The sequence below is a fragment of the Allobosea sp. BE125 genome (assembly GCF_031456075.1).
GTDB lineage: Bacteria > Pseudomonadota > Alphaproteobacteria > Rhizobiales > Beijerinckiaceae > Allobosea.
Genome location: NZ_JAVDTY010000001.1, coordinates 1,022,432 through 1,034,713, shown reverse-complemented (window position 1 = coordinate 1,034,713; position 12,282 = coordinate 1,022,432). Strand labels below are relative to the sequence as shown.

The window sequence follows — 12,282 nt, the reverse complement described above, 5'->3', positions numbered from 1 at the left end:
CGGATGCGTGCGGCGGATGGCGCAGGCCTTCGGCCTCGGCGAGGCAAACTAGCCATCGCCCTCCGCGCGATCAAGCTGCCGGCCATCTCATTTGTGGGAGGCGACCTCCTCGCGCAGCGCGCGCCGCAGCACCTTGCCAACATTGGTCTTGGGCAGGCTGTCGCGGAAGACGATCTGCTTGGGCACCTTGTAGCCGGTCAGGCTGTCCTTGCAGAAGGCGCGCAGGGCCTCGGCCGTCAGCGTCTCATCCTTCTTGACCACGAAGGCGGTGACGGCCTCGCCGGAATGCTCATCGGGCAAGCCGATCACGGCCGCCTCCAGCACGCCGGGATGGCTGGCGAGCACATCCTCGACCTCGTTGGGATAGACGTTGAAGCCCGAGACCAGGACCATGTCCTTCATCCGGTCGACGATCTTGATCTGGCCGTCGGGTAACAGCACGCCGACATCGCCCGAGCGGAAATAGCCGTCGGCGGTCATCACCTTCTGCGTCTCGTCGGGGCGGTTCCAGTAGCCGACCATGACCTGCGGCCCGCGGATGCAGATCTCGCCTGGCTCGCCAGGCGCCATGTCGTGCCCCTCGGCATCGCGGATGGCGAAATCGGTTGAGGGCAGCGGATAGCCGATCGTGCCGGTGAACTCGGAAATGTCGGGCCGGTTCGCCGAAGCCACCGGCGAGGTCTCCGACAGGCCATAGCCCTCGACGATCGGCCGACCCGTGACGTCCTTCCACTGCCGGGCGACGGCAGCTTGCGTCGCCATGCCGCCGGCAACCGCGAAGCGCAGCTCCTCGAAATTCACCTGGCGGATCTCCGGGTGGTTCGCCAACGCGTTGTAGAGCGTGTTGACGCCGGAGAAGAGCGTGATCCGGCTCGATTTCAGCAATTTGACGAAGCCGGCGATGTCGCGCGGATTGGCGATCAGCAGCCCCTTGGCGCCGATGCGCAGCATGAACATGCAGCAGCAGGTCAGCGCGAAGATGTGGTAGAGCGGCAGGGCCGTGACCATGACGTGCTGGTAGTCGCTGCGGCCCAGCGGCGGCTCCAGCGCCCAGCCCAGCCACAAGGCGCATTGCTCGACATTGGAGGCCACGTTGCGATGCGTCAGCGTCGCACCCTTGGCGACGCCGGTCGTGCCGCCGGTATATTGCAGGAAGGCGACGTCGTCGGGAGTAACCGTGACTGGCGCCATCACGCTTGAGCCCGCCAGGATGCCCTTGAGCGCGATCGAGCCCGGCAGATTGAAGGATTTGACCACCTTCTTGATCTTGCGGGCGACGAAATTGACGATCGTGCCCTTGAAGCCCATCAGGTCGCCGGCGGTGGCGATGACGACGGCGTCGAGCTTGAGGTTGGGCTTCGCCTCCTCGACGACATGGGCGAAGTTCTCGATCACCACCAGCACGCGCGCGCCGGAATCGTTGAGTTGGTGGGTCAGCTCGCGCGCCGTGTAGAGCGGGTTGATGTTGACGACGGTGAAGCCGCCGATGAGCGCCCCGAAGATCGTCGCCGGATAGGCCAGGATGTTGGGCATCATCAGCGCGATGCGGTCGCCCTTCTTGCAGCCCTGCGCTTGCAGCCAGGCGGCGAAGGCCTGTGCGGCACGGCCGGTCTCGGCGAAGCTGATCGTCTTGCCGAAACTCTCGAAGGCCGGGCGCGCGGCATAGGTCGTACAGGCGGTGTGGACGAGATCGGCCAATGTGCCGACCTTGGCGGCGTCGAGCTCCGGCGGCACGGCGGCGGGATATTGCGCCAGCCAGGGACGCGCGTCAGGCTTCGCCGCGGCGCCGCTCATCGCATTCATGGTCATCCTCCCATTTCGCCGGCTTTGCGACCGCAGGAACGGCCGTGCCAGTGCTTTTTCATGACCATACAGTGCGGAACTGAACGGGCGGGCGCAAGCGCCCGCCCCCAAGAATACACCAAAAGGTTTAGATATGAACCTTTCAGATCACGCGCCCTTCATCGCGCCTGCGCCAGGGCATGCGAGGCAACGATCGCCTCGGCCGGCTTGCCGGCGAGTTCGGCGAGATGGTCGAAGCGGGCGCTGAACGAACCGACCCCGGCCGTCGCCGAGCGCAGCTCGACGATCAGGCCCGGCATCTCCGCCTCGGGGATCAGCGCGTTGATCTGGTCCCAGCCGCGCCATCCCGGCCGCGAATCATAGCCGAGGATCTGCCCGCGCCGGCTCGAGACGATGGCCGAGGCCCGCGACATCGCCTCGGAGGGGATCACCACCTCGACAGCCAGGATCGGCTCCAGCAGCACGGGCTTCGCCTGCGGCACGGCCTCGCTCATGGCGATACGCGCCGCCTGCCTGAACGCCATGTCGGAGGAATCGACCGTGTGATAGGAGCCGTCGGTCAGCGTCACCTCGATATCGACCAGCGGAAAGCCGAGCGGCCCGTTCTGGCAGAAATCGCGCATGCCGGCCTCGACAGAGGCGATATATTGCCGGGGCACCACGCCGCCGGTGATGCGATCGACGAAGCGGATGCCCTCGCCACGCGGCAGCGATGCGACCTCCAGCACCACATCGCCATATTGCCCATGCCCGCCGCTCTGCTTGCGGTGCCGGCCGCGCGCGCCGGCCTTGCCCCGGATCGTCTCGCGATGGCCGATCTGCGGCGGCCTGCTCTCGACGGACACGCCATAGCGCCCGGCGAGCCGCTCCAACGTAACGCGCAGATGCATCTCGCCCTGGCCGGACAGGCGCATCTCGCCGAACTCCGGCAGATGCGTGATCGTCAGCGCGGTATCCTCTTCAGCCAGTCGCGCCAGCGCCGCCGCCAGCCTGACATCGTCCTTGCGGTCCTTCACCGAGACAGCCAGCGCATGCACGGGTTCGGGCGGCGCGACCGAGCTCACCACGCTCGCGCGCAGCTTGCCGAGTGTCAGCGCATCCCCGGTCACCACGCCCTCGAGCCGCGCGAAGGCTGCCATCTCGCCCTCTTCCGCCGCCGGCTTGCGCGTCTGCTCCACGCCCTTGACCGCAAGCACGCCGGCGATCCGCGCCTCGACGCCGCCAGACGAGGTCACGACATCGCCCTCCGCCAGCCTGCCGCGCAGCATGCGGGCGAGCGAGACCTTGCCGCCCTGGCCGGAATGCCAGGTCTTCATCACCTGCGCGAGCGGCGCGCCCTCGGCCACGACGCCGATGCGTCCACGCGTCTCGCCAAGCCCGGGAGCCTCGTGCCGCAGCGCCTTGAGCAGCCGCGTCACGCCATTGCCGCGCTCGGCCGAGCCGATCAGCACGGGCACGACATGGCGGTGCTGCAATTCCCGCGCGAGATCGTCGAAGATGCGGTCGCGCGGCGGCTCCATGTCGCCGAGCAGATCCTCCATCAGCGCGTCGTCGTAATCGGCAAGCTTCTCCAGCATCGAGAAGCGCGCTTCCTTCTCGCGCCCGGTCTCCTCGGAGCCGAGCGGCACGATCTCGCTGGGCGCATGCTCGCGGTAGATGAAGGCGCGCTCCAGCGCGAGATCGATGAAGCCGACAGCGATGCCCTTCTGCCAGATCGGGATCTGGCGCAGCAGCAACGGCGTGCGCGAGGCGCGCTGCAGGATGCCGAGCGTCTCGCGCACCCGGCGCGAGGCGGTGTCGATCTTGTTCAGGAACAGGAAGCGCGGAATATCCGCTTCCTCGAGCTCGCGCAGCACGAGTTCGAGCGCCGGCGCCTTGCGATCATCCGCCTCGCAGACCACCACAGCTGCGTCGATCACCGGCAGGACATGGCGCATCTCGTGCAGGAATTCGACGGAGCCGGGACAATCGACGAACTGGAAGCGCTCGCCGAGAAATTCGACGGAGGCAACGTTGAGCTCCGTGCTCATCTGATGCGAGCGGGCCTCCGCACTCGCATCGCCGACGCTGTTGCCGGTCTTGACCGAGCCGGCGCGGGAAACGCCGCCGCAGCGCTCCAGGATGCTTTCGAGCAGCGTCGTCTTGCCGCTCTGGAAGGGGCCGACGATGGCGATGCATCGCGGGCCCCCGCCTCTGACTCCGTTTGCGTTTCCTTCGTTCCGGGATGTCGCAGCCATGGCTTCCTCCTGCGGTCATTGGCCGCGAAGGGGCGAGAAGCCGTTGGGCTCAGGGCTCCGACGCGGCAGGAACCGGCGAGGGAAGACAAGTGAAGCGCCCACACCGGAAAGGCGGCGGTCGCTCAGGCCCGACTAGGGTCGGGCGGCCGTCGAAGAGGGATTTCGAAGGGCAGGTTCGCGCCGTTCGACAGGCGGCGCAAGCAAATTGTCTGCTGCGCCGCGGCGTGCGTTAGACGCCGCGGCCGGATCGCGGCTGGCTTGCCCGGGCGGGTAGCCGCAGCACAGCGATTAAGCGAGGAGGCCGCCGCCGTCGACGTAGAGCACTTGGCCCGTCACATAGGTCTGGCGGATGAGATAGAGGTAACTTTCCGCAATCTCCTCCACTTCGCCGGCGTGGCCGACAGGCAGGCGTGCGGCCTCGGAGGCGTAGAAGGCGTCGCGTTGCGTCTCGCCCATGCCGGCCCAAAGGTCGGTCTTCACGACACCGGGCGCCACACAGTTCACTCGCAGGGGCTTCAATTCCACGGCGAGCGCCCGGGTGAGCCCGTCCATCGCACTGCAGATGCTCGATGCCGCCGCCCAGCCGGGGCCAAGCGGCCGAGCTCCCGCGGTGCCGGAGGTGAACACCAGGGAGCCGCCTTCCCGGATCATCTTGCGCCCGTACTTCGCCGCGGCGAGCGCCCCCCAGTAGCGAAGCTCGAAGAAGCGGCGGGCCTCGGCGAGATCGGCCTCCAATCCGAGAAGCTGCAATGGCTCTCCCGCCGTGTAGACGAGATGATCGAACTCGCCCACCTCCTCGAAAAACGCTCGCGTTGCCGTCTCGTCCGAGAGGTTGACCGCCCGCCCTTCGGCGTCGGCGCCCAGGGCGGCGACCGCCGCCGCCACCCGCGTCTGGGAGCTTGAGCCGACCACGACCTGGGCTCCCGCTTCAGAGGCGGCCTTCGCGACCGCGAAGCCTATGCCGGACGTGCCACCGAGCACGACAATACGTTGTTCATTCAAGGTCATGGCGAACTCCTGAGGATGGGGAGCCGCAAGATCCACTTTGTCCGACCCGGAATCCAACGCATCTTTGTCACAGCAATGTTGACGGAGACTCACTCATGGCCTTTGACGCGCGTTTGCTCTCAGGCGTCGGTGTGATGACCGCCGTCGTCGAAAACGGCGGCTTCGCCCGCGCGGCGGAAGCTGTGGGATTGACGCCATCGGGGGTCAGCCGGGCCGTGGCGCGGCTGGAGGCGCAGGTCGGGGCTCGGCTGTTTGACCGGCATCCTCGTATGATGGCTCTCACTGAGGCCGGTGCGCGCTTCCATGCCGAGGTGGCGCCGCTCCTTGCCGCCATCACTGAGGCTGCCGAGACAGCCGCCGCCGACTCCACCCAGGTTCGCGGCCGACTGAAACTGAGCGTTGATCCATGGTTCGCGCGCATCGTGCTCGCGCCGCGACTGCCGGCGCTACTGGCTCGCTATCCCGAGCTTTCGCTGGAGCTTCGGGTCACCAACGCCTTTGAGGAGATGCTCGCTGGCGGCGTCGACCTTGCCATACGCTTCGGTCCTCCGCCGATTTCAGGCCTGATCGCCCGCAAGCTCCTGGACACGCGGGTCCTTACGGTCGCCACGCCGGCTTACCTGGCCGGCCGTCCTGCTCTTCGCGCGCCCGCCGATATCGCCCGGCATGACGCGATCCTGTTTCGGGATCCGCAGTCCGGGCGGCCGTTCACCTGGGAGTTCCATCGTGGCGGCAAGGCGATCGAAGTCCCGGTCGCCGGCCGCCTGGTGCTGGACGATCCTTCCGCGGCGCTGGCCGCCTGCGAGGCGGGACTAGGCCTGTTCCAGAGCTTCGAACTGGGGCTCGAGCCCTGGCTGAGCAGTGGGCGTCTGGTCACCGTGCTCGACGAATGGGCGGAGGAGCGCTTCCCGCTCCATGCCTATTATGCGTCGCGCCGCCAATTGCCGGGCAAGGTGCGCGCTTTCCTGGATTTCATCGCGCTCAGCCTCGCGGCTTGACGGTGAGGTCTTGTGGACAGCGCGCAACGCCAAACGTCCGCCAAGGCTTGAAACCGACCCGAACCGTCCCGTCAGAGATTCCGCCGCTCCCCACGCAGCGTCGCCAGCCCGATCCCGACCGCGTCGAACCCGCCATCGACCGCCAGAACCTGGCCGGTGATGTAGCTCGCCCTGTCGCTGCACAGGAAGAAGATCGCCTCGGCCAGTTCCTCCTCCAGCCCATAGCGCGCGAGCGGAATCGCGTCGCGGTAGTCGGCCCGGATTTCGGCCGAGTGCACCGCCTTGGCCATGGCGGTGTCGACCGGCCCGGGCGCGACCGCGTTGACGCGAATGCCCAAGCCCGCGAGCTCCGCCGCCTGCTGCTTGGTGAGATGGGCGAGCCCGGCCTTGCTGGTGCCGTAGGCAACCCGCAGCGTCGAGGCGCGCAGGCCTGAGATCGAGGTGATGTTGACGATCGCGCCGCCGCCGGTATCGGCCATCAGCGGCGCGGCGAGCTGCGTTGTCAGGAACGGCCCGGTGAGGTTGACCGCCAGGACCCGCTGCCATTCCTCGTAAGTGGTCTCCAGCAGCGGCTTGAACACGGCCGTGCCGGCATTGTTGACCAGCGCATCGAGTCGGCCGAAGCGGATTGTCAGTGCCGCGAAGGCAACTGCTACCGCGGCAGGATCGGAGACATCGCAGGCCAGCGCCAGCGTCGCCTCTGGCTGCGCCAGCTCGGCCATCGCCTTGTCCAGTGTCTCTGCGTCGATATCGAGCAGCGCGACCCGCCAGCCCTCGGAGAGGAAGCGCCTGGTGGTGGCGAGCCCGATGCCGCGGGCGGCGCCGGTGACGAGGGCGATCTTGTGGAGGTTTTCAGGCATGGTTTCCGACCCGGGATACTGTCATTGTTGTTGCGTACCGCTATGCACGTCGGCAAGGGCCTCGCCAAGCCTCGGTTTGCCGGCCAAGCCGCTCTGCGACAGACCCGCGCTCGACAAGCGCCCGACTCTGCTGTATGGCCCGCTCACAACTGAAAACAGCGTGCCGAACGCCCGCGCAGCTCAAGCGCGACAACGGCTATTGGAGAGACCCGTGAACATCATCGAACAGCTCGACAAAGAGCAGATCGCCAAGCTCAGCGAAGGTCGTGAGATCCCGCATTTCCAGCCCGGCGACACCGTGCAGGTCAACGTCAAGGTCAAGGAAGGCGAGCGTAGCCGTGTCCAGGCCTATGAAGGCGTCTGCATCGCGCGCAATGGCGGCGGCCTGAACGAGGCCTTCACCGTCCGCAAGATTTCCTATGGCGAGGGCGTCGAGCGCGTCTTCCCGCTCTACTCGCCGAACATCGACTCCATCAAGGTCGTCCGCAAGGGCAAGGTGCGCCGCGCCAAGCTGTATTACCTGCGCGATCGCCGCGGCAAGTCGGCCCGTATCGCCGAGCGCGTCGAGCCCCGCGCGCCGAAGGCCGCCAAGGGCGCCGCGAAGTAAGCTTACAACTTCAATCGCACGAGATTTGGAAAACGCGGTCCCTCGGGGCCGCGTTTTTGTTTTGAGCGGTGCTATCTTGCCGGGCGAAACCGCATCCTGTTCGATGCGCCAGCGGCAGACGGACGTGAGACGAGACGTGGGATGACGGCTGACCAAGACATCGCATTGCGGCCGGCACAGGCAAGCGACGCGCAAGCCGTGTTCGAGATCACGCATCTGTCCATCGCGACGCTCGGCAAGGAGCACTATTCGGTGGATCAGCTGGCGGGATGGATGGGCGCCCGCACGCCCGCCTATTACGAAGCACTGATCGCGAACGGGCGGATGATCGTCGCCGAGCGGCAGGGCGCGGTCATCGGCTTCGTCGACGCCGAACCCGGCGAGGTCACGCGCCTGTTTCTCCACCCCGCCGCCGCAGGCTCGGGACTGGGGAAACGCTTGCTCGGCCTCGGCATCGAACAGGCCCGCGAAGGCCACGCCGGCCCCGTCAAGGTCGAGGCGACGATCAATGCCGAGAGCTTCTATAGCCGGCATGGCTTCCGAACCACCGGCAAGGGCTTCTTCTCCCATGGGCTGGGCGGAGACCCCATCGAGATCGTCCATATGGAGCTGTGAATCGGCTTCGGCATGCGCGCCACGCGCGGCTGTATCTCGCAAGGTCGCATCTCGATTGTCGCGCTACCTTAGAACTGCTGGATACTCCCCATGTCACTGCGTTCCAATCGTTCGATGCTGCGCGTCTGCGCCGTCCAGGGTGAAGGCCATCTGCCTGCCCTGGCGCTTCTTCGGACGTTTCACGGCGTCGATCGCCTCAGGCCTTACGCGCGCCTGAGGCCGGCCGTTTTAGGCCGGCGACAAGCCGTTGCGCTGTGCCCTCCGGCATGAGCCGGACCCGGTCAAAACATCCGCGCCGTCATCCCGGACGCAGCCCCCGGGTCCGATCTTCGATCGGCCCAAGGATAAACTCCGCGAAGACCCGGGATCCATCGTAGAGCGACAGCGCCCTTCGATGGATCCCGGGTCAAGCCCGGGATGACGGCGCCGCGGAGGCAGGCTGGCGAAGTCTATTCCTGCGATCCGAAGGTCATGTCGCGCCGGGCCGTCAGGATGCTGATCGAATAGCCGGCGATGACATCGACCAGGCACATCAGCGTGATGATCAGGAACGTTCCGGTACCGAATGCCGGCAGCAGCAGGAAGGCAATGAAACTGGCGAGGAAGACCAGCATCGACAGGCCGTGATTGAGGATCGAGTTCGTCTTGGCGCTGGCCGCGTTCATGACCTCGAAGAACAGGACGATCGTCGCGACGAAGAGCAGGAGCTCGCTCACCGTCAGCGAAAAGCGCACGCCCGACGGCAGGCCGAAGCCGAGGACTTCGCGCCCCAGCGGCTGCCCCATGACGGCGATGACGACGGCGTATACCAGCACCGCCAGCACCATGAAGGGAAAAGACCTGAGCATCACCACACCTCGCTTCGTCGCCTGAGCCCCGGCTCGGGCGCACCGATCCCTGCTTATCAGCATGGCGGTCGCGAGGCACCCATCCCATCGCGGCATGCGCGCCACGCGCGGCTGTATCTCGCGGGCTCGCATCTCGATTGTCGCGCCACCTTAGAACTGCTAGACACTCCCTCATGTCACTGCGTTCCGATCGATCGATGCTGCGCGTCTGCGCCGTCCAGGGTGAAGGCCATCTGCCTGCCCTGCCGACGACGCAGGACTTTGTCGCGCTCGACGATCACGCCCGCCTGCCCTGGCGCTTCTTCGGACGTTTCACGGCGTCGATCGCCGCAGGCCTTACGCGCGCCTGAGACCGGCCGTTTTTGGCCGGCGACAGGCCGTTGCGCTGCGCCCTCCGGCATGAGCCGGACCCGTTCAAGACATCCCGATACCTGCCAAAACATTCTCGGTATCCGACAGAGGCCCACGTCATGACGTCCAACGCCACCCCCCGCACGCTGTACGACAAGATCTTCGACGACCACATCATCGACCAGCAGGAGGACGGCACCTGCCTGCTCTATATCGACCGCCACCTCGTCCATGAGGTCACGAGCCCGCAAGCCTTCGAGGGCCTGCGCATGACCGGTCGCAAGGTCCATGCCCCGCACAAGACGCTGGCCGTCGTCGACCACAACATCCAGACGACGGACCGGTCAAAGGGCATCGTCGAGGAAGAAAGCCGCATCCAGGTCGAGGCTCTCGCGAAGAACGCCAAGGAGTTCGGCGTCGAGTATTTCGACGAGCTCGATATCCGCCAGGGCATCGTCCACATCATCGGACCCGAACAGGGCTTCACCCTGCCCGGCACCACCATCGTCTGCGGCGACAGCCACACCTCGACCCATGGCGCCTTCGGAGCGCTGGCGCATGGCATCGGCACCTCGGAGGTCGAGCATGTGCTCGCCACCCAGACGCTGATTCAGAAGAAGGCAAAGAACATGCTCGTCCAGGTGGACGGCACGCTCGCCAAGGGCGTCACCGCCAAGGACATCACGCTGGCCATCATCGGCGAGACCGGCACGGCCGGCGGCACCGGCTCGGTCATCGAATATGCCGGCGACGCCATCCGCGCCCTCTCGATGGAGGGCCGCATGACGCTGTGCAACATGTCGATCGAGGGCGGCGCGCGCGCCGGCATGGTCGCGCCTGACGAGAAGGCCTTCGCCTATCTGAACGGCCGTCCCAAGGCGCCCAAGGGCGCGGCCTGGGAGGCGGCGCTGCGCTATTGGGAGACGCTCTACAGCGACGAGGGCGCGCATTTCGACCGCATCGTCCGGCTCGATGCCAACAACCTGCCGCCGATCGTCTCCTGGGGCACGAGCCCGGAGGACGTCATCTCGGTCGCGGGCGCGGTGCCCGATCCTGCCCTGATCGAGGACGAGACCAAGCGCACATCCAAGCAGCGCGCGCTCGACTATATGGGCCTGACCGCCGGCACCAAGATCATCGACATCCCGCTCGACGTGATCTGGATCGGCTCCTGCACCAATGGCCGCATCGAGGATCTGCGCGCCGTCGCCAAGATCGTCGAGGGCAAGAAGATCGCGGGCTCGCTCGACTACGCCATGATCGTGCCGGGCTCGGGCCTGGTGAAGCAGCAGGCCGAGCAGGAAGGGCTGGACAAGATCTTCCTCGCCGCCGGCTTCGAATGGCGCGAGCCGGGCTGCTCGATGTGCCTGGCGATGAACCCCGACCAGCTCAAGCCGGGCCAGCGTGCCGCCTCGACCTCGAACCGCAATTTCGAGGGCCGCCAGGGCTACAAGGGCAGGACGCATCTGGTCTCGCCGCAGATGGCCGCCGCCGCCGCTCTGGCCGGCCACTTCGTCGATGTCAGGCAGTTGGGATGAAGCCCGGCAAGCGGGGGTAACGAGCATGTCCAACGACCCCCGCGAAACCGCCCGCGCCGCCGAGGCACAGGCCGCGCTCGACCGCGTCAAGCGTGACAGCGAGAGCCTGCTCGGCTCCTCTATGGGCCGCGCCGCCGAGCATTTTTCCGGCGGTGATGCGCCCGATGGCGACAAGATCGAGCTCTGGGGCCGGCGCATCGGCCGGTCCCTGTCGCTGCTCGGCGTGATCGCGCTGGCCTATTGGCTCGGCCATCAATTGAAGATCTGGTGATGGGAAGCGTGCCTTCAGTCTCGGCCACGGCCAGCGCGAGCGCTCATGCCCAGGCCAACTCCAGCTCCGACATCGGCTGGGATGGCGCGAAAGCGCCGTCCATCGCCGAGTTCGAGATCTTGGCGCAGGCGGCGTTCGACCATTTGCCGGACGAATTCCGTGCGCTCTGCAGCGACGTCGTCTTCAACGTCACCGAGTTCCCCGAGGACGAGGTGCTGAAGGAGCTCGAGGCCGAGAGCCCCTTCGACATCCTTGGCCTGTTCAGCGGCATCGGCCTGCCGCAGCAGGGCTATGCTCCGCAGACCGGCCAGATGCCCAACACGATCCATCTCTACCGCCGCCCAATCCTCGACTACTGGGCCGAGCATGACGAGACATTGGGCGGCATCGTCACCCATGTGCTGGTCCATGAGATCGGCCATCATTTCGGCTTTTCCGATGAAGACATGGACGCCATCGAGGCCGAGGCGGAGCGCTAGACGATGCTCAACGATCTGATCCGTCACCTGCCTGATCTGGCGCTGGTCTACTTGGCCTTCTTCCTGGCCGTCGCCAGCCCCGGCCCGAGCAACCTCGTCGTCATGGCGACATCGATGGAACGCGGCCGCGACGCTGGCGCCATACTGGCGCTCGGCGTCACCGCCGGCTCGCTGACCTGGGGCATCCTGGCCGCGATCGGCGTCACCGGCCTGGTTGTGGCCCATCCCGAAGCGCTCTACGCCATCAAGATCGTCGGCGGGGTCTATCTGCTGTTCCTGGCCTGGCGTTCGGCGCGCTCGGCCATGCGGGTCGAGATGCCGCCGCCGAAAGCCGCCATCTCGGGACGCCGCAGCTTCCTGCGCGGCTACCTCATGCACCTGACCAATCCCAAGGCGATCCTGAGCTGGACGGCGATCATCGCGCTGGGATTGCGCCCCGATACGCCGCCGGTCGTGCTCTACGCCATCATTGCCGGCTGCATGCTGATCTCGCTGGGGATCAACCAGTTCTACGCGGTGCTGTTTTCGACCGCCTCGATGATCTCCGGCTATCGCCGGATCCGCCGGCGCGCGGAGGCCTGTCTCGCCGCCTTCTTCACCTTCGCCAGCTTCAAGCTGCTGACCTCGCAGCTCTAGTCACCGCCAGAAAGACTTATCGGAGTTCCCG

Annotated in this window: 13 protein-coding genes; 8 read left to right on the top strand and 5 right to left on the bottom strand. The window is 66.5% G+C overall.

Annotated features, from left to right (window positions below):
• Positions 1 to 87: 87 nt before the first annotated feature.
• From J2Y55_RS04890 to J2Y55_RS04880, 3 genes are all read right to left on the bottom strand, one after another.
• Positions 88 to 1,803, bottom strand: a complete 1,716-nt coding sequence (locus J2Y55_RS04890) for an AMP-binding protein (protein WP_404978813.1) — start codon at positions 1,801 to 1,803, stop codon at positions 88 to 90.
• Positions 1,804 to 1,961: 158 nt separating this feature from the next.
• A complete protein-coding gene (locus J2Y55_RS04885; protein ID WP_310148334.1) occupies positions 1,962 to 4,040 on the bottom strand; it encodes an elongation factor G in 2,079 nt (692 codons plus the stop codon).
• Between the two features lie 288 nt (positions 4,041 to 4,328).
• Positions 4,329 to 5,048 carry an SDR family oxidoreductase gene (locus J2Y55_RS04880; RefSeq protein WP_310148331.1) on the bottom strand — a complete coding sequence of 240 codons (720 nt, stop codon included), beginning with the start codon at positions 5,046 to 5,048 and terminating at the stop codon, positions 4,329 to 4,331.
• A gap of 95 nt (positions 5,049 to 5,143) precedes the next feature.
• Between J2Y55_RS04880 and J2Y55_RS04875 the strand changes: the two genes are divergently transcribed.
• On the top strand, positions 5,144 to 6,046 hold the full coding sequence (locus tag J2Y55_RS04875; protein ID WP_310148328.1) for a LysR family transcriptional regulator: 903 nt from the start codon (positions 5,144 to 5,146) through the stop codon (positions 6,044 to 6,046).
• 71 nt (positions 6,047 to 6,117) lie between these two features.
• Here the strand turns inward: J2Y55_RS04875 and J2Y55_RS04870 are convergent, their stop codons facing one another.
• Positions 6,118 to 6,906: an SDR family NAD(P)-dependent oxidoreductase gene (locus tag J2Y55_RS04870; protein ID WP_310148325.1), complete on the bottom strand. Its 789-nt coding sequence runs from the start codon at positions 6,904 to 6,906 to the stop codon at positions 6,118 to 6,120.
• A gap of 211 nt (positions 6,907 to 7,117) precedes the next feature.
• Here J2Y55_RS04870 and rplS point away from each other — a divergent pair, with 211 nt between their 5' ends.
• Positions 7,118 to 7,513 carry a 50S ribosomal protein L19 gene (gene rplS / locus J2Y55_RS04865; protein ID WP_310148323.1) on the top strand — a complete coding sequence of 132 codons (396 nt, stop codon included), beginning with the start codon at positions 7,118 to 7,120 and terminating at the stop codon, positions 7,511 to 7,513.
• Between the two features lie 141 nt (positions 7,514 to 7,654).
• The gene (locus tag J2Y55_RS04860; protein WP_310148321.1) at positions 7,655 to 8,128 is read left to right on the top strand and encodes a GNAT family N-acetyltransferase; all 474 of its coding nucleotides are present in this window, start codon (positions 7,655 to 7,657) and stop codon (positions 8,126 to 8,128) included.
• Positions 8,129 to 8,577: 449 nt separating this feature from the next.
• Here J2Y55_RS04860 and J2Y55_RS04855 read toward each other — a convergent pair whose 3' ends face one another.
• Positions 8,578 to 8,976, bottom strand: coding sequence for a hypothetical protein (locus J2Y55_RS04855; RefSeq protein WP_310148319.1), 399 nt, complete (start codon positions 8,974 to 8,976; stop codon positions 8,578 to 8,580).
• Positions 8,977 to 9,149: 173 nt separating this feature from the next.
• Between J2Y55_RS04855 and J2Y55_RS04850 the strand changes: the two genes are divergently transcribed.
• From J2Y55_RS04850 to J2Y55_RS04830, 5 genes are all read left to right on the top strand, one after another.
• Positions 9,150 to 9,326, top strand: coding sequence for a hypothetical protein (locus J2Y55_RS04850; RefSeq protein WP_158516284.1), 177 nt, complete (start codon positions 9,150 to 9,152; stop codon positions 9,324 to 9,326).
• 120 nt (positions 9,327 to 9,446) lie between these two features.
• Positions 9,447 to 10,865, top strand: a complete 1,419-nt coding sequence (gene leuC, locus J2Y55_RS04845; RefSeq protein WP_310148314.1) for a 3-isopropylmalate dehydratase large subunit — start codon at positions 9,447 to 9,449, stop codon at positions 10,863 to 10,865.
• A gap of 25 nt (positions 10,866 to 10,890) precedes the next feature.
• Entirely contained in the window at positions 10,891 to 11,136 is a 246-nt protein-coding gene (locus J2Y55_RS04840; RefSeq protein ID WP_310148310.1) for a hypothetical protein, read from the top strand.
• Between the two features lie 8 nt (positions 11,137 to 11,144).
• Positions 11,145 to 11,615 (top strand): metallopeptidase family protein, encoded by a 471-nt coding sequence (locus J2Y55_RS04835; protein WP_404978812.1) that lies wholly within the window; start codon positions 11,145 to 11,147, stop codon positions 11,613 to 11,615.
• Between the two features lie 3 nt (positions 11,616 to 11,618).
• The gene (locus J2Y55_RS04830; protein WP_310148307.1) at positions 11,619 to 12,251 is read left to right on the top strand and encodes a LysE family translocator; all 633 of its coding nucleotides are present in this window, start codon (positions 11,619 to 11,621) and stop codon (positions 12,249 to 12,251) included.
• The last annotated feature ends 31 nt before the right edge of the window (positions 12,252 to 12,282 follow it).